Source organism: Streptomyces sp. NPDC055966 (assembly GCF_042269865.1).
GTDB lineage: Bacteria > Actinomycetota > Actinomycetes > Streptomycetales > Streptomycetaceae > Streptomyces.
In genome coordinates this window covers 18,609-44,272 of record NZ_JBHJYK010000023.1, presented here as the reverse complement: position 1 = coordinate 44,272, position 25,664 = coordinate 18,609, and the positions used below count along the sequence as shown (strand labels likewise).

Here is a 25,664-nt window from a genome sequence, read left to right as displayed (position 1 = left end):
CGTTGAACCTTCAGGACAGTCGCTTCAGAAGCACCGCAGAAGCGACCGGTCGGGCACCCGCCTTGGCGACGCCGTCCGCCACCTCGCGGTCCGTGGAGGCGACGATGACCGGACGGCCCGGCGGTTCCGCGCGCACGAGCTGCCGGATCAGCTCGTCGGCCGTCACGCCCGGCTTCGAGAACAGCACCCGCACACCGCGCGGCGGTGCGAGCAGCACGGGCGCGGCCAGTTCGGCGCCGTCGAAGACACAGGTCACCTCGGCGCCGGTCTGCGCGGCGAGCGCCGAGAGCTGGCCGAGGAGCCGCAGCCGCTGCTTCTCCAGCGGCATCTGCGGATAGCCGGTCTTGGTGACGTTGTAGCCGTCGACCACCAGATGCGCCTGCGGCAGCGCGAGCAGCTGGTCGAGGATGGCCGGATCATGCTCGGACAGGGCCCGTGCCGCGATGTCCTTCGGGGTCATCCGGCCCGGCTCGACGGCGTCCACGGTCTCGGCCGGCCGTACGGACACCGGCGGCAGGGCGAGCTCGCGCCGCAGGCCCTGGGCGGCGTCCAGCAGGGTGTCCAGCAGCAGCCGCACCCGCATGTCCTCCACGCTGCGGCCCTCGCGGGCGGCACGCCGGGTGGCCTCCAGGGCCGTCTCCGCCTCGCCGAGCCGGGCCTTGAGCCGCCGCGACTCGCTCTCGGCGGCCGACACCTGCGTCTGCGCCTCGGCCCGTACGGCGTCCATCTCGGTCTGCGCCTTGCGCAGAGCGGCCTCGCCGCGCTTGACGTCGCTGTGGGCGGCCCGGAGCTTGCGGTGCAGCGACTCCGCCTCCTTCTTCGCCGAATCCAGCTCCGCGCGCAGCCGTTCGGCCTCGGCGCGGGTGTGCTCGCGGGCCTGCGCCAGCTCGGCGCGCAGCCGCTCCAGCTCGACCCGGCTCTCCTCGTCCGCCCGCTCGGCGTCCGCACGCTGGGCCTCCTCGCCGGCCGCGGCGACCAGCTTCACCCAGCCCGCGGGGCGCAGTACGTAGGCCGCGGCCGCCACGTCGAGCGGGTCCGCGGCCGGGGGCGGGGAGCCGGAGTCGAGGGCGCCGGTGAGCTCCGGCTGCGCCTCTCTGAGCTTCTCCCCGATCCGCTGCCGGAACAGCGGATCGGTCTCCAGCGCCGCCGCCATCGCGTTTCCGGCGAACTTGGCCCGGCGACTGGGGGTGAACCGGGCGTACTGCCGCAATTGGGCGGGCAGTTCGGACATGGTCAGGCCGCCGAAGCCGTCCGAGACGATCTGCACGACCCGTCGGCGCACGCCGTCGGGCAGCGGACGGTCAAGCACCTCGGCGGTGCCGTCGCCCGGCCCCCCGCCTGCGGTCTCCACCATCCGTCACACCCCAATGCCTCTACGGGGCCGTCTCCCTCTCAGGAGTCGGCGCCCGGCCTGTCCACGAGCTCCACCTGGTCCACCGCGTTGCACCAGCGGCAGCGCACCGATTCGATGGTCTCACTGACCACCTCGCGCTCCTCCACCGTCGGGTCGCCGGCCAGATCGAGATGGACGTACTCGACGACCTTCGACGAACGGGTCACGTCGAACCGGGTCAGGTTGCCGCACAGGGTGCAGCGCCACCGGGTGGTCGCGGTCGGCAGGGGAACCGTCATCGTGGCAGTCCGCTTCCTTACTCGTGCTCTTTTCCGCGCCGTCGGCCGACGCGTGTGGCCGTAACCCTACGGCCTGGCAGGGACTCGCCGCCCGCCCGTCCACGACGGCGAGGCGGTCTGTCGGCATGCATCCCGTTACGTCATGCTCTGTGTTCATGATCAGCGAGTGGAGCGCGACGGCCGGCCGGACTCTCAGAGCGGTGCGGAGCACCTCGGCACCCATCACCTACGGGCTCATCGCGCTGTGCAGCCTGATCTTCGTGCTGGGCCCGGCCTCCGGGTTCACCCCCGGCTACGGCTCCGGGGAGGCCCTCGCGGCCGCCCAGCAGGCCTACTTCCGGCACTGGGGCGTGGTGCCGGCCGAGTTGTTCGGCGGGCCGGCCCGCGAGATCCTCACGCCCGCCACGGCCCTGTTCGTCCACGGCAACTGGGTGCACCTGCTCGGCAACATGCTGTTCCTCTTCGTCTTCGGGGCGATGACGGAGGAGCGGATGGGCCGGATCGAGTTCACCCTGTTCTACGCCGGATGCGGCTACCTGGCCCTGCTCGGGTACGCGGTCGCCAACGCCGACTCCGCACAGTCGCTGGTGGGCGCCTCGGGTGCCATCTCGGCGGTCCTCGGCGCGTTCCTGTATCTCTTCCCCCGGGCCCGGGTGACCAGTCTGCTGCCGTTCCTCCTCTTCGTGCCGCTGCGGTTCCCCGCCTGGGTCGTGCTGCCGTTCTGGGTGGCGGTGCAGTGGGCGGCGGCGAGCCAGGCCTCCGCGGGGCCCGGGGTGGCGTATCTGGCGCACCTGGTGGGGTTCGGGCTGGGCTTCCTCTACGCGTGGGTGCGCTACGGGCGTGGGACTAGAGTGAAGTGCACCCCAGCTCCGGCCCCCGAGGGAGAGAACCAGCCGTGATCACCGCGATCGTCCTCATCAAGACCAGCGTGGACCGGATCCCCGAGATCGCGGAGCAGATCGCCTCGCTGGACTCGGTCAGCGAGGTCTTCTCCGTCACGGGCACGTACGACCTGATCGCGATGGTCCGGGTGGGCCGGCACGAGGACCTGGCCGACGTCATCCCCGGCCGGATCAGCAAGATCCCCGGCGTGGAGGCCACCGACACCCACGTGGCGTTCCGCACCTACTCCCAGCACGACCTGGAGGCGGCCTTCGCGATCGGACTGGACTCCTGACCGGCTGAAAGCCGCCTCGGAACGGGCGTACGAACCCTCACACCGCCGGCACGCAGCGGCCGTCCTGCGTGCGGTACGTCCACCGGGCGCCCTGTGTCACCAGTTCCCGCACGGCGGTCACGAAGCGCTCGACGTGCTCGTCGGGGGTGCCCGCGCCGAAGCTCACGCGGATGGCGTTGAGGGACTTCTCGCCGGGGGCCGCCTCGGGGGCGCCGCACTCGCCCTGGGTCTGGGGGTCGCTGCCGAGCAGGGTGCGGACCAGCGGGTGGGCGCAGAAGAGGCCGTCACGGACGCCGATGCCGTACTCGGCGGAGAGCGCGGCGGCGAAGTGGGAGCTGTTCCAGCCCTCCACCACGAAGGAGATCACGCCGACGCGCGGGGCGTCGTCGCCGAACAGGGACAGCACCTTCACCTGCGGCACCGCGGCCAGGCCCGCGCGGACCTTCGCGATCAGGTGCTCCTCGCGGGCCACCAGGTTCTCCCAGCCGGCCTCGGTGAGCGCCTTGCAGGCCGACGCGACGGCGTAGGCACCGATGACGTTCGGGGAGCCCGCCTCGTGCCGGGCGGCGCTCTCGTGCCACTCCACGGCCACTCCCCCGTCCGGACGCCGGGTGACCGTGCGGCTCGCGCCGCCGCCCGCGAGGTACGGCTCGGCCGCGCGCAGCCAGTCCGCGCGGCCCGCGAGGACGCCGGAGCCGAAGGGCGCGTACAGCTTGTGCCCGGAGAAGGCGACCCAGTCGACGTCCAGGTCGCGCACGTCCACCGGGTGGTGCGGGGCCAGCTGGGCGGCGTCCAGGACGATCCGGGCGCCGTGGGCGTGCGCGGCGGCGGCCAGCTCGCGCACCGGCCACAGCTCGCCGGTGACGTTGGAGGCGCCGGTGACGCAGACCAGGGCCGGGCCGTACGGGTCGCGGTCGGCGAGGGCCCGCTCCAGGGTCTCGACCGCCTGGCGCGGGGTGCGCGGGGCGTTGAGGTAGGTGACCCGCGCGTCCTGCCAGGGCAGCAGGGAGGCGTGGTGCTCGGTCTCGAAGACGAAGACCTGGCAGCCGGCGGGCAGGGCACGGGCGAGCAGGTTGAGCGAGTCGGTGGTCGAGCGGGTGAAGACCACCTGGTCGTCGGCGCGGCAGCCGAGGAACTCGGCGACCGTCCTGCGGGCGTTCTCGAACAGGTCGGTCGAGAGCTGCGAGAGGTAGCCGGCGCCGCGGTGGACGCTGCCGTAGTACGGCGCGTAGGCGGCGACGTCGTCCCAGACGCGCTGGAGCGCGGGGGCGCTGGCCGCGTAGTCGAGCGCCGCGTAGGTGACCTCGCCACCGGTCACGAGCGGGACGGTGACATCCCGGCCCAGAACGGGCAGCGGGGCGCAGACGGACTGGTCGGCGGCAGCGGTGAAGACAGACATGGGTGGACTCCCGTGAGGACGTACGCCGAAGGAGCCGAAGAGGCCGAAGAAGCCACGGAACGGCGTACGGAAAGATGAGAAAAGGGGATGCGGAGGCGGGGCTCTGCGGCCCTATCGCATTCGCTTGCTCACGGAAGGCTCCCTCGAACGACCAGGACCCCTGGCCCCACACTCTCAGAAGTGTGCGAGGGGTCCGCGCTTGCCGTAGACCTCGCTGCCTACGACCTGGTCTTCACCCGGGGCACCCCGCCACGGACGGAGGGTTGCCGGACAGTCGGCCGGGGCCTCATGACTGTCACTCATGACCTGGTTCAGGAACCTACGTCAACTGATCGTCGTCCCGCAACCCTGGTCCGGATCGCGGGACGCCCGTCGCGACCGCTATGCGTTGGTCGCCGCCACCCAGCGCTCCAGCGCCCGCTTCGCCGCGCCCGAGTCGATCGACTCGACGGCCCGGGCCATGCCGGCGGCGAGCTGCTCGGCGAGCGGGGTGTCCGTCGGGTTCAGGGCGACGAGGGCCGCCGCCGAGTTCAGTACGACGGCGTCCCGGACCGGGCCCCGCTCGCCGTCCAGCAGCCGGCGGGCCACCTCCGCGTTGTGGGCCGGGTCGCCGCCGCGCAGGGCCTCCACGGGGACGAGGTCGATGCCGACCTCGCGGGGGTCGAAGACCTCCTCGGTGACCTTGCCGTCCCGCACGACCCAGACATGGGACGTGGCCGTCGTCGTCAGCTCGTCCAGGCCGTCGTCGCCGCGGAAGACCAGCGCGGAGTTGCCGCGCTCCGCGAGCACGCCCGCGACGATCGGCGCCTCCCGCGCGACGGCCACGCCGACCGCCTGGGACCGCACCTTCGCCGGGTTGGTGAGGGGACCGAGCAGGTTGAACACCGTCCGGATGCCCAACTGGCCGCGGGCGGCGCCGACATGACGCAGCGCCGGATGGAACTTGACCGCGAAGCAGAAGGTGATGCCGGCCTCCTCGGCGACCTCGGCCACCCGCCGGGGCGTGAGGTCGAGGTTGACGCCCAGCTTCTCCAGGACGTCGGAGGCACCGGAGGCGGAGGAGGCGGCGCGGTTGCCGTGCTTCACCACCTTGGCGCCCGTACCGGCGACGACCAGCGAGGACATCGTGGAGATGTTCACCGTCCGCGCCCCGTCGCCGCCGGTGCCGACGATGTCGACGGTGCGGCCCGGCACCTCGATCACGTTCGCGTGCTCGTACATCGTGCGGACCAGGCCGGTGATCTCCTCGACCGTCTGTCCCTTGGCCCGCAGGGCCACCGCGAACCCGGCGATCTGGGCGTCGGTCGCCTCGCCGCGCATGATCCGGTCCATCGCCCAGGCGGTGTCGTCGGCGGACAGGTTCTCGCCGTTCAGCAGGCCGTTCAGCAGGGCGGGCCAGGAGCGGCCCGCCGCGGTGTCGCCTCCAGCGGGGGTCACAGCGCTCATGGTCGCTCCTGAGTGTCGTACCTGCGAAATCGTCGTCCGATCCCACCCTATCGGCCCCGGGACAGGGCGAAGGGCCCCGTCCGGCTTGCGGACGGGGCCCTTCGGCGTGGCGTGGCGACGCGGGGATCAGTGGTGGCCGTGGCCGCTCGTGATCTCCTTGTACTCGTCGACGGTCGGCTTCGGGATCTGGTTGTCCTCGCCGTAGTAGGCGTCGGACAGCTTGGCCCGCAGCTTCTCCGAGGTTCCGACCTTGCGCTGGACCCCGTTCTCGTCGACCACCGGACCGATGGCGGCCGGCTCGTACTGGTGGTGCGCGGTGAGCGTGTGCAGCTGCTCCTGGCTGAGCGGCTCGTGCACCTCGATGAACTCACCGTGCGGCAGCCGCTTGATGATGCCGGTCTCGCGACCGTGCAGCACCTTCTCGCGGTCGCGGCGCTGGAGGCCCAGGCAGATCCGCTTGGTGACGAGGAACGCCAGGACCGGTCCGACGAAGAAGAAGATCCGGACGAAGTAGGTGACGGCGTTGATCGACACGTGGAAGTGCGTGGCCCACAGGTCGTTGCCGCCGCCGACCAGCAGCGTCAGGTACAGCGTCATCCAGGCGACACCGAGACCCGTACGGGTCGGGGCGTTGCGCGGGCGGTCCAGGATGTGGTGCTCGCTCTTGTCGCCGGTGACCCAGGACTCGATGAACGGGTAGACCGCGATCGCCACGAGGACCAGCGGGAAGATCACCAGCGGGATGAACACACCCAGGACGAGCGTGTGACCCCAGAGGTTGATCTCCCAGCCCGGCATGAACCGGATCAGGCCCTCGGAGAAGCCCATGTACCAGTCGGGCTGGGCGCCGGTGGACACCTGGTCCGGACGGTAGGGGCCCATGGCCCAGATCGGGTTGATCTGGGCGACCGCCGCGATGAACGCGATGACGCCGAAGACCAGGAAGAAGAAGCCTCCGGCCTTGGCCATGTAGACCGGCAGCAGCGGCATGCCGACGACGTTCTTCTCGGTCTTTCCGGGACCCGCGAACTGCGTGTGCTTGTGGTAGAAGACCAGGATCAGGTGGCCCACCATCAGGCCGAGCATGATGCCCGGCAGCAGCAGGATGTGGATCGAGTAGAACCGGGCCACGAAGTCGTGACCGGGGAACTCGCCGCCGAAGAGGAACATCGACAGGTACGTGCCGACGATCGGCACGGACAGGATCGCGCCCTCCATGAAGCGGACACCGGTGCCGGAGAGCAGGTCGTCCGGCAGCGAGTAACCGGTGAAGCCGGTGAACATGCCGAGGACGAACAGCAGGAAGCCGAACAGCCAGTTGATCTCACGCGGCTTGCGGAACGCGCCGGTGAAGAACACGCGCATCATGTGCACGAACATGCCGGCGAGGAAGATCAGCGCGGCCCAGTGGTGGATCTGCCGCATGAGCAGACCACCGCGCACGTCGAAGGAGATGTGCAGGGTCGAGTTGAACGCCTCGGACATCAGCTGTCCCTGGAGCGGGACATACGAGCCGTGGTACACGACCTCGTTCATCGACGGGTGGAAGAACAGTGTCAGATAGACACCCGTCAGGATGATGATGATGAAGCTGTACATGCACACTTCGCCCAACATGAACGACCAGTGGTCGGGGAAGATCTTGCGCATGTTGCTCTTGGCCAGGGAGTAGATCCCGAGTCGGCCGTCGGCCCAGTCGGCGACGCGCTCGCCGGCCGGGGCCTTCCCGCGTGCGCGGGGGGATTCGTTCGCTGCAGTACTCATCCGCGCTCCCAGAATGCAGGACCGACGGGCTCCTCGAAGTCGCCGAGCGCTTCGAGGTAACCGTCACTGTCCACGCCGATGCGCAGCTGCGGCAGGGCGTGGCCGGCGGGGCCGAAGATCACTCGGGCACCGTCGGAGAGGTCGAAGGTGGACTGGTGGCACGGGCACAGCACGTGGTGCGTCTGCTGCTCGTACAGCGAGATCGGGCAGCCGACGTGGGTGCAGATCTTCGAGAACGCGACGACGCCCTGGTGCGACCAGTCGAGCTCGCGCTTGTCCTTGATGTTCTCCGGCTGCAGCCGGACGATCATCAGGGCGGCCTTGGCGATCTCGTTCTGGAAGTCCTCGCTGGTCTCCTCCAGGCCGTCGGGCTTGGCGAAGGTGAGCGAGCCGACCGCGACGTCCTCGGGGCGCAGCGGCTGGTTCGTGTTCATGTTGACCAGGCGCTTGCCCTTGGCCCACATGGTGTGCCGCAGCTTGTCCTTCGGGGCCGGGCCGAGACCGCCGAGCAGGAAGACGCCGGAGAGCGGCACCATGGCCAGCGCGCCGAACATCGTGTTGCGGATCAGCTTGCGGCGGCCGAGGCCGGACTCGGCGGCACCCTGGCGGAAGTCGGCCATGACCTTCGCGCGTACCTCGGGCGAGGCCTCGATCGCGTGCCGGTCGTCGGCGACCTCCACGTCGGACATCAGGGTGCGGGCCCAGTGGACCGCGCCCGCGCCGATGCAGAACAGCGCCACCGCGAGGGTCACACCGAGCGCGAAGTTCAGCGCGCTGAGGTGACCGATCGGGAAGACGAAGATCGACTTGTCGTGCGGGATCGCCAGGTACGCGGCGATGAAGGCGACGGTGGCCAGCATCGACACCGTGAACAGCAGGGCGACGACGCGCTCGGACCGCTTGGCGGCCCGCTCGTCGATGTCCTGGATCCGGTGCTCGTGCGGGGGCAGCCCCGGGTCGGCGAACGGGTTCTCCTCGTCCGCGACGCTTACGGCGCCGTGCGCGTGCTCCTGCTCAGCGGGCAGGTTCTCTTCTGGAATGTCTTGGCTACTCATGACTTCTTGGCCTTTGCGGTCCGAGCGGCGACCCAGACGGCGACCGCGATCAGTGCGCCGAGGCCGAAGATCCAGGCGAACAGACCCTCACTGACCGGCCCGAGGCCGCCCAGCTCCAGACCGCCCGGGTTCTCCGTCTTGTCGCCGTTGACCGCGTTCAGGTACGCGATGATGTCCTTCTTGTTCTTCGACGACATCGTGGTGTCGGGGAAGGACGGCATGTTCTGCGGGCCCGTCTGCATGGCCTCGTAGATGTGCTTCGGAGCGACACCCTCCAGGCTCGGCGCGAACTTGCCCTGCGTCAGGGCACCGCCCTTGCCGGTGAAGTTGTGGCACTGCGCGCAGTTGGTGCGGAACAGCTCGCCACCCTTGGCGATGTCCGCGCCGTCCGGACCGTACTGGTCCTTGGTGGGGACGCTCGGGCCGGCGCCCAGCGAGGCGATGTACGCGGCGAGCTGGTCGATCTGCGTCTGGTTGTAGACGACCTTCTTGCGGGGGACCTGGGCTCCCTGCATGGTGGCCGCCGGCATACGGCCGGTGCCGACCTGGAAGTCGACCGCCGCGGCGCCCACGCCGACCAGGCTCGGGCCGTCGGAGGAGCCCTGGCCACCGGTGCCGTGGCAGCTGGCGCAGCCGACCTCGTAGAGCTTCTTGCCCTCTGTGATGGTCAGGGACTGGGAGGTTTCATCGGCCTGCGCCTTGCCCGCGGGCGCGAACGCGGCGTACAGCCCCCCAGTGGCCGCCAGCGCGAGGAGTAGGACGACGACCGCCGCCAGCGGATGGCGTCGTCGTGCGGAGAGCTTTTTCACGGATTACCCCGGTGTCAGGATCTTCAGCGTCGATGCTTCTGGATGCGGGAGGTCCCGCTACTTGATCAAGTAGATCGTGGCGAAGAGGCCGATCCAGACCACGTCGACGAAGTGCCAGTAGTAGGACACGACGATGGCGGCGGTCGCCTGCTCGTGAGTGAACCTCTTGGCCATGTAGGTGCGGCCGAGGACCAGCAGGAAGGCGATGAGACCGCCTGTCACGTGCAGGCCGTGGAAGCCGGTGGTCAGGTAGAAGACCGAGCCGTACGGGTCGGAGGACAGCGAGATGCCGTCCTTCTTCACCAGCTCGGTGTACTCGTAGATCTGACCGCCGATGAAGATCGCACCCATGATGAAGGTGACGATGAACCAGCCACGGAGCTTCTTCACGTCCCCGCGCTCGGCCGCGAACACGCCGAGCTGGCAGGTGAGTGAGGAGAGCACCAGGATCGTGGTGTTCGTCGCCGAGAAGGGCACATTGAGTGCTTCGGCCATGTGCTTCCAGTGCGCCGGACCCGTCACCGATCGCAGGGTGAAGTACATCGCGAAGAGGGCCGCGAAGAACATCAGCTCGGAACTCAGCCAGATGATGGTTCCGACGCTGGTGAGGTTCGGCCGGTTGACCGACGGGTGCGCGTGCCCGGTTTCTACTGTCGTTGCTGTCGCCACGACCGACATTATGTCGGTCGCTTATCCCGCCCTCACTCCGGGGGGTGCCGTTCGGAGTGTTGCTGCCCGCCGAACCGGTGTTGACGTGGTGTTCATGGGCGCTTTGACCGGAGTAAGCTCCGCCCGAACGGCCCTGTCCGTCCCGTCCGTACGACGCTGACGTCCCGGAGGAACAATGCAGCCGACCGCCACCGTGCTGGTCTACAGCGACGACTCCAACACCCGCGAACAGGTACGGCTGGCAGCCGGGCGCAGGCCCGCTCCCGACGTCCCCTTTGTCGAGTTCGTGGAGTGCGCGACCCCGGACGCGGTGCTGCGCGAGCTGGACCGCGGCGGCATCGACGTGTGCGTGCTCGACGGCGAGGCCGTGCCGATGGGGGGCATGGGCGTGTGCCGGCAGATCAAGGACGAGGTGTTCAACTGCCCGCCGGTGCTGCTGCTGATGGGCCGCCCGCAGGACGCCTGGCTGGCCACGTGGAGCCGCGCGGACGCCGCGGTGACCCTTCCGGTGGATCCGGTGGAGTTCGCGTCCTCGCTCGCCTCCCTGCTGCGGCACAAGCGGCTGTTGAGCGCCTAGCGGCTCGGGGCGCGGCGGCCCCGCGCCCCGTCCGGGCACTCTCACTGCGCCGTTGGTACGAGTCTCACCCTGTCCGCCGCCGACTGGCCGACGGGCGTGCCGCTCACCAGGGCGGTGCCCTGGCGCCACTTCTTCCAGTCGACGTTCCAGTCGCCGAAGCCGTTGCCGAAGGGCTCCATCTGCTTGCCGTTGGAGTTGACGACCTTGACGATGTCGCCCTCGCGGATGTTGTGGAAGAACCACTGGGCGTTCGACGTACTCATGCCGGTGCAGCCGTGGCTGACGTTCGCGGAGCCCTGTGAGCCCACGGACCAGGGCGCGGCGTGCACGTACTCGCCGGACCAGGTCACCCGGGTGGCCCAGTAGACGTTCAGGTCGTAGGAGTCGGAGGTGCCCTCGGCGATGCCGATCGTGGTGCCGCGCATCCGTACGAGGTAGCTCTTGTTCAGGACGACCTTGACGCCGTTGCGGGTCTCGAAGCCGGGCCTGCCCGTGGTGACGGGGATCGATCTGATCGCCTGGCCGTCCTTGTAGACCGTCAGCCGGTGCGCGGCGGCGTCCGTGACGGCCTCGACCCGGTCACCGGTGGTGATCTTCAGCGGCTTGGACGCGCCGCCCCACAGCCGGTCGCTGATCTTGATGCCGTCCAGGTTGCTGTGCACCGTGACGGTGGCGTGGGCGGGCCAGTACTCCTTGGGCCGGTAGTGGAGTTCCTTGCCGTTCACCCAGTACCAGGAGCCCTGCACGGACGGCGTGGACTCCACCCGCAGGGCGCGCTCGACGACGGCCCGTTGCGCCTTGTCCTTGATCTCCTGGTCGAGTTGGGCGGTGATGGGCTGCCCGACGCCGTACTCGCCCGAGTCCGGGCCGAGTGTGACGGCCAGTCGCTTCTTGGCCGTGGGCCTGCCGGTGTCGAACGTGAGGATCTTGCGGCCGGGCGCGCCGTCCTCGTCCTCCGTGCTCACCGCGATCGTGTAATGGGCGTTGGCGGCCAGCGGGGAGGTGCTGTGCCATCGACTGCCGTCGGCGGTGAGTTCGCCCGCCACGTAGCGTCCTGCGGCGTCCTGGGCGGTCACGTCGGTGATCCGGCCCTCGCCGTCGTTGGCGGTGATCTCCAGGGGCTTGTCCGGGTCGGCCCGCTTTCCCGCACCGGCGGGGCCGCTGACGGAGATCTGGTCCGCCGCGTCGTACGGCTTGGCCGACAGGGGGTTGCCGTCCGAACCGCAGGCGGTGACGCCCGCGCCGAGGGCGGTCACCAGCAGCGTGCAGCTGACGACGGTGCGGGTCCGCGGAGTGTGGTTCATACGATCACGCTATGAGGTGTTGACCCCATTTACCCGGTACGTAACCCGTACGAGGGATCGACACTGCTCCATATGAACGACGACAGCCGGAAGCCCGGACGCTCCACATGGAGTGTCCGGGCTTCCGGCGCGCGTTCTCGTGTGCTACTGGGTGCGGTTCTCACCGTGGTAGTACTCGAACACCCAGCCGAACAGGCCGAGGATGATGAACGGGGCGGCGAAGTAGATCAGCCACCAGCCGACCGCGATGCTGAGGAAGGCGATCGCACCGCCGAAGCCCAGCAGCAGCGGCTGCCAGCTGTGCGGGCTGAAGAAGCCCAGCTCGCCCGCGTCGTCCGCGACATCGGCCTCCTTGTCGTCCTGGGCGCCCGCGTCGACCCGCCGGGCGGTGAAGCCCAGGTAGAAGCCGATCATGACGCTCAGGCCGAAGGCCAGGAACAGCGCGGTGGTACCGGCCGGCTCCTTCGACCACACGCCGTACACGATGGCCATGATCAGGATGAAGACGCTCAGCCAGATGAACAGCCGACCCTGGATCTTCACTTGCCGGCCTCCTTGCTGCCCGCGATGGCACCGACGCCGGAGTGCTCCAGCTGCTCCAGAGCGGCGATCTCAGGGTGGTGCAGGTCGAACGCCGGGGATTCGCTGCGGATCCGCGGCAGGGTGAGGAAGTTGTGCCGCGGCGGCGGGCAGGAGGTCGCCCACTCCAGCGAACGGCCGTAGCCCCACGGGTCGTCGACGTCGACCTTCTTGCCGTACTTGGCCGTCTTCCAGACGTTGTAGAGGAACGGCAGGATCGACAGGCCGAGCAGGAAGGAGCTGATGGTCGAGACCGTGTTCAGCGCGGTGAAGCCGTCGGCCGCCAGGTAGTCGGCGTAACGGCGCGGCATGCCCTCGGCGCCCAGCCAGTGCTGGACCAGGAAGGTGCCGTGGAAGCCGATGAACAGCGTCCAGAACGTGAGCTTGCCGAGGCGCTCGTCCAGCATCTTGCCGGTCATCTTCGGCCACCAGAAGTGGAAGCCGGAGAACATGGCGAAGACGACCGTGCCGAAGACCACGTAGTGGAAGTGGGCCACCACGAAGTACGAGTCGGAGACGTGGAAGTCCATCGGGGGCGAGGCCAGGATGACACCGGTCAGACCACCGAACGTGAAGGTGATCAGGAAGCCGGTCGCCCAGAGCATCGGCGTCTCGAAGGACAGCGAGCCCTTCCACATCGTGCCGATCCAGTTGAAGAACTTCACACCGGTCGGTACGGCGATCAGGAAGGTCATGAAGGAGAAGAACGGCAGCAGCACACCACCGGTGACGTACATGTGGTGGGCCCACACCGTCACGGACAGACCGGCGATCGCGATGGTCGCGGCGATCAGACCCATGTAACCGAACATCGGCTTACGGGAGAAGACCGGAATGACCTCGGAAATGATGCCGAAGAACGGTAGCGCGATGATGTACACCTCTGGATGGCCGAAGAACCAGAAGAGGTGTTGCCATAGCAATGCTCCGCCATTTGCGGCGTCGAATACATGGGCGCCGAATTTACGGTCCGCCTCCAGGGCGAACAGCGCGGCCGCGAGGACCGGGAAGGCGAGCAGGACCAGGACGGCGGTCAGCAGCACGTTCCACACGAAGATCGGCATGCGGAACATGGTCATGCCCGGGGCGCGCATGCAGATGATGGTCGTGATGAAGTTGACCGAGCCGAGGATGGTGCCGAAGCCGGACATGGCCAGACCCATGATCCACATGTCCGAGCCGATGCCCGGCGAGCGGACCGCGTCCGACAGCGGCGAGTAGGCGAACCAGCCGAAGTCGGCCGCGCCCTGCGGGGTGAGGAAGCCGCCCACCGCGATGAGCGAGCCGAACAGGTACAGCCAGTAGGCGAACATGTTCAGCCGCGGGAACGCCACGTCGGGCGCGCCGATCTGCAGCGGCATGATCCAGTTGGCGAAACCGGCGAACAGCGGCGTCGCGAACATCAGCAGCATGATCGTGCCGTGCATCGTGAACGCCTGGTTGAACTGCTCGTTCGACATGATCTGCAGGCCGGGACGGGCCAGCTCGGCGCGCATGAGCAGCGCCATCACGCCGCCGATCAGGAAGAACGCGAACGACGTCACGAGGTACATCGTGCCGATCGTCTTGTGGTCGGTGGTCGTCATCCACTTGACCACGACATTACCGGGCTGCTTGCGCCTGACCGGCAGCTCGTCCGCGTACGAGCCTGCGGCTGCCGCGGCACCCTGGGGTTCGTTGAGGATGCTCACAGGTTGTTCGTCTCCCGGTTCTTCTCGTGGCTCGTCTGCGCGATGCCGGCGGGAATGTAACCGGTCTGCCCCTTCTTGGCGAGGTCCTTGAGGTGCGCCTCGTACGCTGCCGGGGAAACGACCTTCACGTTGAACAGCATCCGGGAGTGGTCGACACCGCAGAGCTCGGCGCACTTGCCGAGGAAGGTGCCCTCATGGTTGGGGGTCACCTGGAACGAGTTGGTGTGGCCCGGGATGACGTCCATCTTCATCAGGAACGGCACCACCCAGAAGGAGTGGATGACGTCACGGGACGTGAGGACGAAGCGGACCGTCTTGCCCTTGGGGAGCCAGAGGGTCGGACCGGGGTTGCCCGTCTGCGGGTTCTTCGTGGCGGGCGTGCCGACGTCGTAGACGCCGCCGGCGTTCGCCGGGAAGTCCTTCTTGAACCGGTCCGGAATGGCGTCCAGGTTCTTGTCGGTCTTCGCGTCGCCGGAGACACCGGGAACGCTCTCGACGTAGTTGAAGCCCCAGCTCCACTGGAAGCCCACCACGTTGACCGTGACGTCAGGCTTCTTGGAGAGGTCCAGGAGCTTCGACTCGTCCCGGGCCGTGAAGTAGAAGAGCACCGAGATGATGATGATCGGGACCACCGTGTACAGGGCCTCGATCGGCATGTTGTACCGAGTCTGCGGAGGTACCTCGACCTTGGTGCGGCTGCGCCGGTGGAAGAAAGCACTCCACAGGATCAGGCCCCACACCAGCACGCCGGTGGCCAGTGCAGCCGCCCAGGAGCCCTGCCACAGGGAGAGGATCCGCGGAGCCTCTTCCGTGGTCGGGGTGGGCATGCCAAGGCGGGGGAAGTCCTTGTATGTGCAACCGGTTGCGGTCGCCAGGACCAGGCCCGCGGTCAGTGCCTGCAGCAGCTTCCGCCGCATCGGGCGCCGCGGCGAGCGGTCGGAGCCGTTGGGACTCACGTAGCGCCTTCCCGAGAGTCTCGCCCGCGCGGTCGGCTGCGGCCTTCTCGCTGGTCGGTCGCCGCCCTGCGGCGGGCAGGGGTTTGGATGTTTATGCGGACCAAACCCTAGCCCACCCTCTCCGAGGGTTCGCGGGGAGGGGTGCCTACTGGAGCGGGTGGTTCGCTGAATTGGCGGGCGCGGGCTCGTCGTGGCTGGTCGCGCGGTTCCTCGCGCCCCTTGGCCGGCTGCCCCGTCCGGGGTCTTAACGTTGCCGTATGGCCTACTTTGACGCTGCCTCCAGCGCTCCTCTTCACCCGGTCGCCCGTCAGGCCCTGTTGGCCTCCCTGGACGACGGCTGGGCCGATCCCGCTCGGCTCTACAGGGAGGGGCGCAAGGCACGGATGTTGTTGGACGCGGCGCGGGAGGCGGCGGCCGAGGCGGTGGGGTGCCGCGCGGACGAGGTGGTGTTCACGGCGTCCGGGACACAGGCCGTACACACCGGTGTCGCGGGGGCGTTGGCCGGGCGGCGGCGAGTCGGAAGCCACCTGATCGTGTCGTCCGTCGAACACTCCTCCGTGCTCCATTCGGCCGACCTGCACGCGTCGGGCGGCGGGACGGTCACCAAGGTGGCCGTCGAGCGGACCGGGCGCGCCGACCCCGCCGCCTACGCGGCCGCGCTCCGGGAGGACACCGCGCTCGCCGTGCTCCAGTCGGCCAACCACGAGGTGGGGACCGTGCAGCCGGTGGCCGAGGTGGCCGAGGTGTGCCGGGCGGCCGGGGTGCCGTTGCTGGTGGACGCGGCGCAGTCGCTGGGCTGGGGACCGGTCGGGGGCGGCTGGTCGCTGCTCGCGGCCAGCGCGCACAAGTGGGGCGGGCCGCCCGGGGTCGGACTGCTCGTCGTCCGCAAGGGGGTGCGGTTCGCCGCCCAAGGACCGGCCGGCGAACGGGAGTCGGGCCGGGCGCCCGGGTTCGAGAACATCCCGGCGATCGTGGCGGCCGTGGCCTCGCTGCGCGCGGTACGCGCCGAGGCGGCCCAGGAGGCGGTGCGGCTGCGGGAGCTGACGGCACGGATCCGGACGCGGGTGCCGGCGACCGTGCCCGACGTCGAAGTCGTCGGCGACCCCGAGCGGCGGCTGCCGGGGATCGTCACCTTCTCGTGTCTCTATGTCGACGGAGAGGCCCTGCTGCACGCGTTGGACGAGGCGGGTTTCGCCGTGTCGTCCGGATCGTCGTGCACGAGCAGCACGCTGACGCCCAGCCATGTGCTGAAGGCGATGGGGGTGCTGAGCGAGGGCAACGTCCGGGTGTCCCTGCCGCCGGGGGCGGCCGAGGCGGACGTGGCGCGGTTCCTGGAGGTGCTGCCGGGGGCCGTGGCGGGGGTCAGGGAGAAGCTGGGCGCCCCGGCCCCCGCGCCGGCCGTACCGGCCGGGGGAGCCGGGGAACTCGTCGTCGACTCCCTCGGCAAGCGCTGCCCGATCCCGGTCATCGAACTGGCCAAGGTGTTCGGTGACGTGCCGGTGGGCGGCACGGTCCGCGTCCTCTCCGACGACGAGGCCGCCCGGCTGGACATCCCGGCGTGGTGCGAGATGCGGGGGCAGGAGTACGTCGGGGAGGAGCCGGCGGAGCGGGGGACGGCGTACGTGGTGCGCAGGATGAGCTGAGCCGCGCCGGGCTCAGCCCAGGTGGGCCTGGACCTCCCGCGCGGCCTCGTCCCCGTACGCCTTGGTGAAGCGCTCCATGAAGTGGGCGCGGCGCAGCTGGTACTCCTGCGTGCCGACCGTCTCGATGACCAGCGTGGCGAGCATGCAGCCGACCTGCGCCGCCCGCTCCAGGGACACGCCCCAGGCCAGCCCGGACAGGAAGCCGGCGCGGAAGGCGTCGCCGACGCCCGTGGGGTCGGCCTTGCGCTCCTCCTCGGCGCAGCCGACCTCGATCGGGTCCTCGCCGGCCCGCTCGATGCGCACGCCCCGCGAGCCGAGCGTGGTGACGCGGTGGCCGACCTTCTCCAGGATCTCGGCGTCGCTCCAGCCGGTCTTGGTCTCGATGAGGCCCTTCTCGTACTCGTTGGAGAAGAGGTACGTCGCCCCCTCCATCAGCACCCGGATCTCGTCGCCCGCCATCCGGGCGATCTGCTGGGAGAAGTCGGCGGCGAAGGGGATCGCACGCGAGCGGCACTCCTCCGTGTGGCGGAGCATGCCCTCCGGGTCGTCGGCGCCGATGAGGACCAGGTCGAGGCCGCCCACACGGTCGGCGACGGTCTTCAGCTCGATGAGGCGGGCCTCGCTCATCGCGCCGGTGTAGAAGGAGCCGATCTGGTTGTGGTCGGCGTCGGTGGTGCACACGAAGCGGGCGGTGTGCAGGGTCTCGGAGATCCGGACCGAGTCGGTGTCCACGCCGTGCCGTTCGAGCCAGGCCCGGTACTCGTCGAAGTCGAAGCCGGCGGCACCGACCAGGATCGGCCGCGTACCCAGCTGCCCCATGCCGAACGCGATGTTGGCGGCGACGCCGCCGCGGCGCACGTCGAGGTTGTCGACCAGGAAGGAGAGCGACACCGTGTGCAGCTGGTCCGCGACGAGCTGGTCGGCGAAACGGCCGGGGAAGGTCATGAGGTGGTCGGTGGCGATGGAGCCGGTGACTGCGATGCGCACGACGGGCATTCTCCTGCGGGAGGCTGGATTGACAGTTCACGCTACCCGGTCGGGCGACACCGCTGTAGTTGGCAAAACTACCCCATAGTAGGCCTTTCTTCGCACCGTCGGCCGAGCCTACGGTGCCAGCATGACGAACCTCAGGGTCCACTCCCCCGCCCCGGCCGACCTGGAGGGCGACCTCGCCACGCTGCGCGTCGACTGCGCCCGGATGGCCGGGCGCTGGTCGGTGCCCGCGCATGCCGAGTCGCGGCCGGTGCCGCCGTCCCGTATCCATGGGGTGAGCGTGCCGACGCGCTCCGCGCGGCTGCTGGACGAGATGTCCGACTACGGCGACTGACACACGGGCGCACCGCCCGGGAACCGCACGCTCCCCTCACGCGTCCCATTGCCGTCCCCCACCAGGGGGAGGCGGGATACGACCTGCCTCGACCAACGAGGAGCGATGCGGTGAACACCGAGCGACCCGAGGACCGCGAGCACCTTGAGGGCTCCGCACACACCGGGAACCGTGCGGAGCGCGCCGACGACGAGCACGGCGGACGGCGCCGGTCCCGGGTCGCCGTCCTCTCCGTGGCCGCCGCCGTGCTGCTGGTCGGCGGCGGTGGCGCCTATCTCGCGGCGAGCGGTGCCACGGGCGGTCGTACGGACGGCGGTCCGGGGGCGGCCGGCGCGGGGGCCACTCCCCCGCCGCTCGCCCTGGACGGCCGGAGCAACGACCCCTACGGCGCGACGTACGTGGCCCACGGCGGGCTGCCGGGCGGCCCCGGCTCCGCGCCGGTGTACACCCCGCGCGGCGAGGTCGGCAAGGACGCCGTGACCAGGCTCGCCCGGGCGCTCGGGGTGGCCGGGACGCCGGTGGCCGAGGGCGGGATCTGGCGGGTCGGCGGCAAGGACGGCACGGGCCCGAGCCTGACGGTGAACCGGGACGCGCCGGGCAGCTGGACCTTCAGCCGCTACGCACCGGGCACCGACGACTGCGCGAAGGGCGCCCTGTGCACGCACGGCCCGATGGGTCCGACGGGCGGCGCGGTGAGCGTGTCGAGGGCGACCGCGGCGGCGGCCCCCGTACTGAAGGCGGCCGGGCTGGACGACGCGAAGGTCGACGCGAGCCAGGTGATGGGCGTCCAGCGGGTGGTGAACGCGGAGCCGGTGGTCGGCGGGCTGCCGACGTACGGCTGGACGACCGGTCTGACGGTCGACCGACAGGGCGAGGTGGCGGGCGGGCACGGCCTGCTCGCGGCGCCGGTGAAGGGCGACACGTATCCGGTCCTGGACGCGGCGAAGACGTTGAAGCTGATGAACGCGGCGCCGAAGGGCGACCACCGGATGGGGATCGGCGGCTGCACCCGTCCGGTACCGGTCAAGGACCGCTTCGAGCGGCCCTGCGGGGCGGACGCCGGCACCTCCGGGACGGACACGGCCACCGTCGACAAGGCGGTGTTCGGGCTCGCCGCGCACTCCGTCGCCGGGAAGCAGGCGCTGGTGCCGTCCTGGCTGTTCCGGGTGCGGGGCGACGCGGCGGGCGGTGCGTACACGGTGACGTATCCGGCGGTCGATCCCGCGTACCTGACGCCCGCGCCCTCCATCGGGGCTCCCTCCGGCGGGGCTCCTTCGGGCGGACCGAGCACGGCGCCGAAGCCGCACACCGTGAAGGTCGAGGGGTACACGGCCGACGACCGGGAGCTGACCGTGAGCTTCTACGGCGGGGTGTGCGCGGACTACTCGGCGGCGGCGAAGGAGAGCGACGGCAGGGTGACCGTCACCGTCACCGAGCATCCCTGGCCGGACAAGGTGTGCGTGATGATCGCCAAGGAGTACGTGAAGACCGTACGGCTGACCGCGCCGCTGGACGGGCGGACGGTGGTCGGTGCGGACGGCACGCCGATCCCTCAGGCCAAGCCGGGCGCGCTGCGACCGGAGACCGGGGCACCGGCGCGGTAGCCCCGGCGTACGACGAAGGCGGCGGCCCCGCGGAGGGGGCCGCCGCCTTCGTCATGCCGTGGCGGGCTCAGCTGAAGGAGTCGCCGCAGGCGCAGGAGCCGGTCGCGTTCGGGTTGTCGATGGTGAAGCCCTGCTTCTCGATGGTGTCCACGAAGTCGACGGTGGCGCCGCCCAGGTACGGAGCGCTCATGCGGTCGGTGACGACCTTGACGCCGCCGAAGTCCTTCACCACGTCGCCGTCGAGCGAGCGCTCGTCGAAGAAGAGCTGGTAGCGCAGGCCGGAGCAGCCGCCGGGCTGGACGGCGACGCGCAGCGCGAGGTCGTCACGGCCTTCCTGGTCGAGCAGGGCCTTGACCTTGGCCGCGGCGGCGTCGGTCAGGATGATGCCGTCGGTGACGGTGGTGGTCTCGTCCGATACGGACATCTACATCTCTCCCGGGTTGTACGGAGACTGCTTGCCGACCAGTGCAACCGGCGCTTCCGCGGATTCATTCCGGGCCGGGCAGTCGCGTTGTCGCGGTTTCGCTTCCGTCTTCATGCTCGCACATGGCCGAGGACGCGGACAGCGGCCCGCGGGGCGGCTGGAGCGGGATTCATGTCACATCGACGTTATGGCCATCGTCAAAGTGACGTGAAGCGGATATGATAGATAGCGTCAGTTAGACGAAAAGTAGAAAGGGTGCGTGTCGTGACCACCGCCCAGACCCCGGAGCTCGACGTGCAGCCGACTCCGCTCGCCCTGCTGCTGCTCGGCCGTGAGGCCGACCCGAAGAGCGAGCGGGGCGTCGAGTGTCCCGGTGACCTGCCGTCGCCGTCCGACCCGGACCTGGTCGAGCGCGCCCGCGCGGCCAAGGAGAAGCTCGGTGACAAGGTCTTCGTGCTCGGCCACCACTACCAGCGCGACGAGGTCATCCAGTTCGCCGACGTCACGGGTGACTCCTTCAAGCTGGCCCGGGACGCCGCCGCGCGCCCGGAGGCCGAGTACATCGTCTTCTGCGGTGTGCACTTCATGGCCGAGTCGGCGGACATCCTCACCTCCGACGACCAGAAGGTCGTCCTGCCCGACCTCGCCGCCGGCTGCTCCATGGCCGACATGGCGACGGCCGAGCAGGTCGCCGAGTGCTGGGACGTGCTGACCGAGGCGGGCGTGGCCGAGCACGTCGTGCCGGTCTCGTACATGAACTCCTCGGCCGACATCAAGGCGTTCACCGGCAAGCACGGCGGCACGATCTGCACCTCGTCGAACGCCGAGCGGGCGCTGGAGTGGGCCTTCGAGCAGGGCGAGAAGGTGCTCTTCCTGCCGGACCAGCACCTGGGCCGCAACACCGCCGTCCGCGACATGGGGATGTCCCTGGACGACTGCGTGGTCTACAACCCGCACAAGCCGAACGGCGGCCTGACGGCGGAGCAGCTGCGGGCCGCGAAGATGATCCTGTGGCGCGGCCACTGCTCGGTGCACGGCCGCTTCAGCCTGGACTCGGTCGACGACGTCCGTGAGCGCATCCCGGGCGTGAACGTCCTGGTCCACCCCGAGTGCAAGCACGAGGTCGTGGCCGCGGCCGACTACGTCGGCTCGACCGAGTACATCATCAAGGCCCTGGAGGCCGCGCCGGCCGGGTCCAAGTGGGCCATCGGCACGGAGCTGAACCTGGTCCGCCGACTGGCGAACCGTTTCGCTCCCGAGGGCAAGGAGATCGTCTTCCTCGACAAGACGGTCTGCTTCTGCTCGACCATGAACCGCATCGACCTGCCCCACCTGGTCTGGACCCTGGAGTCCCTGGCCGAGGGCACCCTGGTCAACCGGATCGAGGTCGACAAGGAGACCGAGGCGTTCGCCAAGCTGGCCCTGGAGCGGATGCTCGCGCTGCCGTAGGCATCTTCGGCTGTACGTGGGGAAGGGGCGCTTTCCGGTGTCGGGAGGCGCCCCTTTCGTGCCACGGTCGGGGGAACGGTTCCCGATCTCACGAACTGCTCGACGCCGTCGTCCCGGTGCACCGGGCCTGATACGCGTCGGCCGGACCCGCGCTGCGACGCGGGCCCGGCCGACGGCACAACCGGCTCCTACACTCCGGCCGGCTCCGGTTCGTCCAAGGCGGACTCGGCCTGGACCGGTGTGCCCTTCTTCGCCGCCCGCTTCTTCGCCCGGCGCTCCTTGCGGAGTTCCAGCATGGCGTAGAGCGTCGGGACGAGGAGCAGGGTCAGCAGGGTGGACGTGATCAGGCCGCCGATGACGACGACCGCGAGGGGCTGGGCGATGAAGCCGCCCTCGCCCGTGACGCCCAGGGCCATCGGCAGCAGGGCGAAGATCGTCGCCAGGGCCGTCATCAGGATCGGGCGCAGCCGGTGGCGGCCGCCCTCGATCACGGCCTCGACCACGCCGTAGCCCTGTCCGCGGTACTGGTTGATCAGGTCGATCAGCACGATCGCGTTGGTGACCACGATGCCGATCAGCATCAGCATGCCGATCATCGCCGGGACGCCCATCGGGGTGCCGGTGGCGACCAGCAGGCCGATCGCGCCCGTCGCCGCGAACGGGATCGAGACCAGCAGGATCAGCGGCTGGACCAGCGAACGGAACGTCGCGACCAGGAGCATGAAGACGATCGCGACGGCCGCCAGCATGGCCAGGGCCAGGTTCTTGAACGCGTCGTTCTGGTCGGAGGTGACGCCGCCGATCTCGGCCGTGGCACCCGTCGGCAGCTTCAGCGCCTTGATCTTCGACTGGAGCTTGGTGCTGATGGCACCCGTGTTGTCACCGGTCGGCTTCGCCGTGATGGTCGCGGCGCGCTGCCCGTCGATCCGGGTCAGCGACACCGGCCCGTCCACCACCTGCACCGTGGCGAGGTCACCCAGCTTGGCCGGGCCCACCCGCAGGTTCTTCAGCTGGGCCAGGGTGGTCGCGGGCTCGGCCGACCGCACCACGACGTCGCGCTCGGTGTCGTCGAGGGTCGCCTTCGCCGCCGTCGTGCCGCGCACCGCCTCCGCGACCAGCGCGCCGAGCTTCTGGTCGTCCAGACCGGCGGCCGCCGCCTTCGCGTTGGCCCTGACCGAGATCCGCGGCACGCTGGTCGAGAGGTCGCTGGTGACGTCCGTGACGCCGCCGAGGCCCGCGACCGTGGAGCGGACCTGGTCCGCCGCCGTGCGCAGCGTCTGCGGGTCGGCGGCCTTGACCACCACGCTCAGGTTCTGGTTGCCGAAGCCGTCACCGGCGGACACGGTGGTCGTGCCGATGCCGGAGAGCTTCTTCAGCCCGTCCTCCAGGTGCTTTTGGACGTCGTTGTACGACTTCGAGTCCTTCAGCATGACCTGGTACGACGCCTGGTTGGTGCCGGTGCCGCCGCCGAAGGCCGCCATGAAGCCGGAGGAGCCGACGGTGACCTGGTAGTCCTTGACGCCCTTGGTCGAGGCGATGAGCCGCTCGACCTTCTTCGCCTGGACGTCGGTGGCCGCGAGGCTGGTGCCGGGCTTCAACTCCTGCTTGACCGTGAGGACTTCCTGCGCGCCCTGGTCGAAGAAGTTGGTCTTCAGCATGCCGCCCATGCCGAACGTGAGCACCAGGACCACGACCGCGATCAGCAGGCTGGTCAGGCGGCGGCGCGTGGCGAAGCGCAGGACGGGGACGTAGACGCGCTGGAGGCGGCTGTTCGCCTCCTTCTCCTCCGCCCGGCGCCGGGCCTCGGCCGCGTCGTCCGGGGTGCCCTTGGGGGCGCGCACGAACCAGTACGACAGGACCGGGACGACCGTCAGCGACACGACCAGCGAGGCCAGCAGGGCCGCCGTCACCGTGATGCTGAACGAGCCGAACAGGGCGCCCACCATGCCGCCGACCAGGCCGATCGGCAGGAACACGGCGACCGTGGTGAGGGTCGAGGAGGTGACCGCGCCGGCCACCTCGCGCACCGCGGTGACGATCGCCGCCTGCCGCTCCTCGCCGTAGCCGAGGTGCCGCTTGATGTTCTCCAGGACCACGATCGAGTCGTCCACGACCCGGCCGATGGCGATGGTCAGCGCGCCCAGCGTGAGCATGTTCAGGGACAGGCCGCGCGTCCACAGCACGATCAGGGCGAGGACGACGGACAGCGGGATGGACACCGCCGTGACCAGCGTCGAGCGGATCGACGCGAGGAAGACCAGGATGATGAGGACCGCGAAGAGCAGGCCGAGCGCGCCCTCGGTGGTCAGGCCCTTGATGGACTTGGAGACGGCCGGGCCCTGGTCGCTGACGACCGTGAGGTCGGCACCCGAGCCGAGCTGCGTGCGCAGGCCGGGCAGCTTGTCCTTGACGGCGTTCGAGATGGTGACCGCGCTGCCGTCGTGGTCCATGGTCACGTTGACGGCGAGGCTGGGCCTGCCGTCGGTGCGGGTGATGGAGTCGGCCGGGGCCGGCTGCTCCTTGACCGCGGCCACGTCACCGAGGCGTACGGGCTTGCCGCCGCCCTCGCCGGTGACCGTCAGGTCCTGGATCTGCGCGAGCGAGGTGAAGCCGCCGCCGACCTGGACGGTGCGGTTCACGCCGCCCTCGTCGAAGGAGCCGGCCGGGACGGTCGCGCCGCCCGCCTGGAGGGCCTGGCCGAGCGCGGCGGGGGTGAGACCGGCCTGCGCCAGCTTCGCGCCGTCCGGGGTGACCGTGACCTGGAGGTCGCGCACACCGGTGACCGCGACGCGGCCGACACCGGAGATGTCCTTCAGCGTCGGTACGACGGTCTTGTCCAGCTGGTCGGCGAGGGCCTGCTGGTCCTTGTCGGAGGTGACGGCGAGGACGACAGTCGGCATGTCGTCGGTCGAGCCGGAGACGACCTGCGGGTCGACGCCGGACGGGAGCTGGTTGCGGGCCCGGTTGACGGCCTGCTGGACGTCGGAGACGAGCTGCTTGGTGTCGTTGCCGTAGTCGAAGGACGCCATGATCACGGCGTTGCCCTCGCTGGCGGTCGAGGTGACGCCCTTGACGCCGTCGACGCCCTGGAGGTTGTTCTCGATCGGCTCGATGACCTGCTTCTCGACCACATCGGGCGAGGCGCCCTGGTACGGCGCGATCACCGAGACCATGGGCAGGTTGATGGTGGGCAGCAGCTGCTGCTTGATCTGGGGTATCGCGATCAGCCCGAAGACGAGCGCGATGAGCGACATCAGGCCGATCAGGGCCCTTTGGCGCAGGCTGAACCTCGACAGCCAGGACATGGGTCAGGGTCTCTCAATCTATGAGCGGCAGACCCTCTCACCCTCGCCCATCGCGGAGGGCGAAACCGTAGCCCCAGGGTCCATTTCCTTATCCGCGCCCTACTCCGCCCGCAGTACGCCGGGTGGAGAACGGAGTACACCGTGGGTCGGCCCCGGGGTGGAGATCAGTCCGTGCGCGGCCTGACCAGCCCCGACTCGTACGCGATCACCACGAGCTGGGCCCGGTCGCGGGCGCCCAGCTTGGCCATGGCCCGGTTGACGTGCGTCTTGACCGTGAGCGGGCTGACCTCCAGGCGCTCGGCGATCTCGTCGTTGGAGTGGCCGCCGGCGACCTGGACCAGCACCTCCCGCTCCCGTCCGGTGAGCGCGCCGAGCCGCTCGGAGCGCGCGGGGTCGCGGCCGTCGTCGCCGTCGCCCTGGGCGAGGAAGCGGGCGATCAGCCCCTTGGTGGCGGTCGGCGACAGCAGGGCCTCGCCGCCCGCCGCGACCCGGATGGCGTTCAGCAGCTCCTCCGGCTCGCTGCCCTTGCCGAGGAAGCCGGAGGCGCCCGCGCGCAGCGCCTGGACGACGTAGTCGTCGACCTCGAAGGTCGTCAGGATGACCACGCGGACCTCGGAGAGGGACGGGTCCTCGCTGATCATCCGGGTGGCGGCGAGCCCGTCCGTGCCGGGCATCCGGATGTCCATGAGGACGACGTCGGCGCCCTGCTCCCTGGCCAGCCGGACCGCCTCCGCGCCGTCGGAGGCCTCGCCGATCACCTCCATGTCGGGCTCGGAGTCGACGAGCACCCGGAACGCGCTGCGCAGCAGGGCCTGGTCGTCGGCGAGCAGGACACGGATCGTCATGCGGGCTCC

Annotated in this window: 23 protein-coding genes and 1 riboswitch; of the genes, 7 read left to right on the top strand and 16 right to left on the bottom strand. The window is 69.9% G+C overall.

Translation table 11 applies throughout. From position 1 onward, the window contains the following. Positions 1-10 precede the first annotated feature (10 nt). The gene (locus tag ACFC8N_RS37705) at positions 11-1,354 is read right to left on the bottom strand and encodes an NYN domain-containing protein (protein WP_376293548.1); all 1,344 of its coding nucleotides are present in this window, start codon (positions 1,352-1,354) and stop codon (positions 11-13) included. Positions 1,355-1,392: 38 nt separating this feature from the next. Beyond that, positions 1,393-1,632, bottom strand: a complete 240-nt coding sequence (locus ACFC8N_RS37700; RefSeq protein WP_071372391.1) for a hypothetical protein — start codon at positions 1,630-1,632, stop codon at positions 1,393-1,395. 155 nt (positions 1,633-1,787) lie between these two features. On the opposite strand from ACFC8N_RS37700, the gene ACFC8N_RS37695 reads away from it, so the two are divergent. Both ACFC8N_RS37695 and ACFC8N_RS37690 read left to right on the top strand, forming a co-directional pair. Beyond that, entirely contained in the window at positions 1,788-2,531 is a 744-nt protein-coding gene (locus tag ACFC8N_RS37695) for a rhomboid family intramembrane serine protease (protein ID WP_376293545.1), read from the top strand. Next, positions 2,528-2,809, top strand: coding sequence for an Lrp/AsnC ligand binding domain-containing protein (locus ACFC8N_RS37690; protein ID WP_356020892.1), 282 nt, complete (start codon positions 2,528-2,530; stop codon positions 2,807-2,809). The genes ACFC8N_RS37695 and ACFC8N_RS37690 overlap by 4 nt, the downstream gene beginning before the upstream one ends. 37 nt (positions 2,810-2,846) lie before the next feature. Here the strand turns inward: ACFC8N_RS37690 and ACFC8N_RS37685 are convergent, their stop codons facing one another. The 6 genes from ACFC8N_RS37685 to ACFC8N_RS37660 form a co-directional block, all read right to left on the bottom strand. Then, complete coding sequence (locus ACFC8N_RS37685) at positions 2,847-4,208, bottom strand: aminotransferase class V-fold PLP-dependent enzyme (RefSeq protein ID WP_376293543.1); 1,362 nt, start codon at positions 4,206-4,208, stop codon at positions 2,847-2,849. 190 nt (positions 4,209-4,398) lie between these two features. Next, a riboswitch (SAM riboswitch) is annotated at positions 4,399-4,515 on the bottom strand. Between the two features lie 74 nt (positions 4,516-4,589). Further along, a complete protein-coding gene (gene trpD / locus ACFC8N_RS37680; protein ID WP_356020888.1) occupies positions 4,590-5,654 on the bottom strand; it encodes an anthranilate phosphoribosyltransferase in 1,065 nt (354 codons plus the stop codon). 126 nt (positions 5,655-5,780) lie between these two features. Then, positions 5,781-7,418 (bottom strand): cytochrome bc complex cytochrome b subunit, encoded by a 1,638-nt coding sequence (locus ACFC8N_RS37675; protein ID WP_376293541.1) that lies wholly within the window; start codon positions 7,416-7,418, stop codon positions 5,781-5,783. Further along, positions 7,415-8,473 (bottom strand): Rieske 2Fe-2S domain-containing protein, encoded by a 1,059-nt coding sequence (locus ACFC8N_RS37670; RefSeq protein WP_356020884.1) that lies wholly within the window; start codon positions 8,471-8,473, stop codon positions 7,415-7,417. Before ACFC8N_RS37670 ends, ACFC8N_RS37675 begins: the two co-directional genes overlap by 4 nt. Beyond that, positions 8,470-9,282: a c-type cytochrome gene (locus ACFC8N_RS37665; protein ID WP_356020881.1), complete on the bottom strand. Its 813-nt coding sequence runs from the start codon at positions 9,280-9,282 to the stop codon at positions 8,470-8,472. The genes ACFC8N_RS37670 and ACFC8N_RS37665 overlap by 4 nt, the downstream gene beginning before the upstream one ends. Before the next feature lie 57 nt (positions 9,283-9,339). Further along, positions 9,340-9,960, bottom strand: a complete 621-nt coding sequence (locus ACFC8N_RS37660) for a heme-copper oxidase subunit III (RefSeq protein WP_071372384.1) — start codon at positions 9,958-9,960, stop codon at positions 9,340-9,342. A gap of 166 nt (positions 9,961-10,126) precedes the next feature. Between ACFC8N_RS37660 and ACFC8N_RS37655 the strand changes: the two genes are divergently transcribed. After that, complete coding sequence (locus ACFC8N_RS37655; RefSeq protein ID WP_356020878.1) at positions 10,127-10,528, top strand: hypothetical protein; 402 nt, start codon at positions 10,127-10,129, stop codon at positions 10,526-10,528. Between the two features lie 41 nt (positions 10,529-10,569). Here the strand turns inward: ACFC8N_RS37655 and ACFC8N_RS37650 are convergent, their stop codons facing one another. The 4 genes from ACFC8N_RS37650 to coxB form a co-directional block, all read right to left on the bottom strand. Beyond that, positions 10,570-11,832, bottom strand: a complete 1,263-nt coding sequence (locus tag ACFC8N_RS37650) for an Ig-like domain-containing protein (protein WP_376293539.1) — start codon at positions 11,830-11,832, stop codon at positions 10,570-10,572. A 144-nt stretch (positions 11,833-11,976) separates the two neighbouring features. After that, the gene (locus tag ACFC8N_RS37645; protein WP_071382877.1) at positions 11,977-12,375 is read right to left on the bottom strand and encodes a cytochrome c oxidase subunit 4; all 399 of its coding nucleotides are present in this window, start codon (positions 12,373-12,375) and stop codon (positions 11,977-11,979) included. Further along, complete coding sequence (ctaD, locus tag ACFC8N_RS37640) at positions 12,372-14,102, bottom strand: cytochrome c oxidase subunit I (protein WP_356020873.1); 1,731 nt, start codon at positions 14,100-14,102, stop codon at positions 12,372-12,374. The genes ACFC8N_RS37645 and ctaD overlap by 4 nt, the downstream gene beginning before the upstream one ends. After that, positions 14,099-15,058, bottom strand: a complete 960-nt coding sequence (gene coxB / locus ACFC8N_RS37635) for a cytochrome c oxidase subunit II (RefSeq protein ID WP_356020870.1) — start codon at positions 15,056-15,058, stop codon at positions 14,099-14,101. The genes ctaD and coxB overlap by 4 nt, the downstream gene beginning before the upstream one ends. Positions 15,059-15,315: 257 nt before the next feature. On the opposite strand from coxB, the gene ACFC8N_RS37630 reads away from it, so the two are divergent. Beyond that, positions 15,316-16,701, top strand: a complete 1,386-nt coding sequence (locus tag ACFC8N_RS37630; RefSeq protein ID WP_376293535.1) for a cysteine desulfurase/sulfurtransferase TusA family protein — start codon at positions 15,316-15,318, stop codon at positions 16,699-16,701. Between the two features lie 12 nt (positions 16,702-16,713). Here ACFC8N_RS37630 and ACFC8N_RS37625 read toward each other — a convergent pair whose 3' ends face one another. Then, complete coding sequence (locus tag ACFC8N_RS37625) at positions 16,714-17,688, bottom strand: carbohydrate kinase family protein (protein WP_356020865.1); 975 nt, start codon at positions 17,686-17,688, stop codon at positions 16,714-16,716. Between the two features lie 130 nt (positions 17,689-17,818). On the opposite strand from ACFC8N_RS37625, the gene ACFC8N_RS37620 reads away from it, so the two are divergent. Then, a complete protein-coding gene (locus ACFC8N_RS37620; RefSeq protein ID WP_356020863.1) occupies positions 17,819-18,028 on the top strand; it encodes a hypothetical protein in 210 nt (69 codons plus the stop codon). A gap of 110 nt (positions 18,029-18,138) precedes the next feature. After that, the gene (locus ACFC8N_RS37615) at positions 18,139-19,632 is read left to right on the top strand and encodes a hypothetical protein (protein ID WP_376293532.1); all 1,494 of its coding nucleotides are present in this window, start codon (positions 18,139-18,141) and stop codon (positions 19,630-19,632) included. 67 nt (positions 19,633-19,699) lie between these two features. Here the strand turns inward: ACFC8N_RS37615 and ACFC8N_RS37610 are convergent, their stop codons facing one another. Next, positions 19,700-20,056, bottom strand: coding sequence for an iron-sulfur cluster assembly accessory protein (locus ACFC8N_RS37610; protein ID WP_030340884.1), 357 nt, complete (start codon positions 20,054-20,056; stop codon positions 19,700-19,702). Between the two features lie 264 nt (positions 20,057-20,320). On the opposite strand from ACFC8N_RS37610, the gene nadA reads away from it, so the two are divergent. Then, positions 20,321-21,505, top strand: a complete 1,185-nt coding sequence (gene nadA / locus ACFC8N_RS37605; protein WP_356020859.1) for a quinolinate synthase NadA — start codon at positions 20,321-20,323, stop codon at positions 21,503-21,505. A gap of 188 nt (positions 21,506-21,693) precedes the next feature. On the opposite strand, the gene ACFC8N_RS37600 is transcribed toward nadA, so the two are convergent. Together ACFC8N_RS37600 and ACFC8N_RS37595 are read right to left on the bottom strand one after the other, a co-directional pair. Next, positions 21,694-24,810, bottom strand: a complete 3,117-nt coding sequence (locus tag ACFC8N_RS37600; protein ID WP_376293530.1) for an efflux RND transporter permease subunit — start codon at positions 24,808-24,810, stop codon at positions 21,694-21,696. Positions 24,811-24,974: 164 nt separating this feature from the next. Next, entirely contained in the window at positions 24,975-25,655 is a 681-nt protein-coding gene (locus ACFC8N_RS37595; protein WP_356020854.1) for a response regulator transcription factor, read from the bottom strand. Positions 25,656-25,664: the final 9 nt, after the last annotated feature.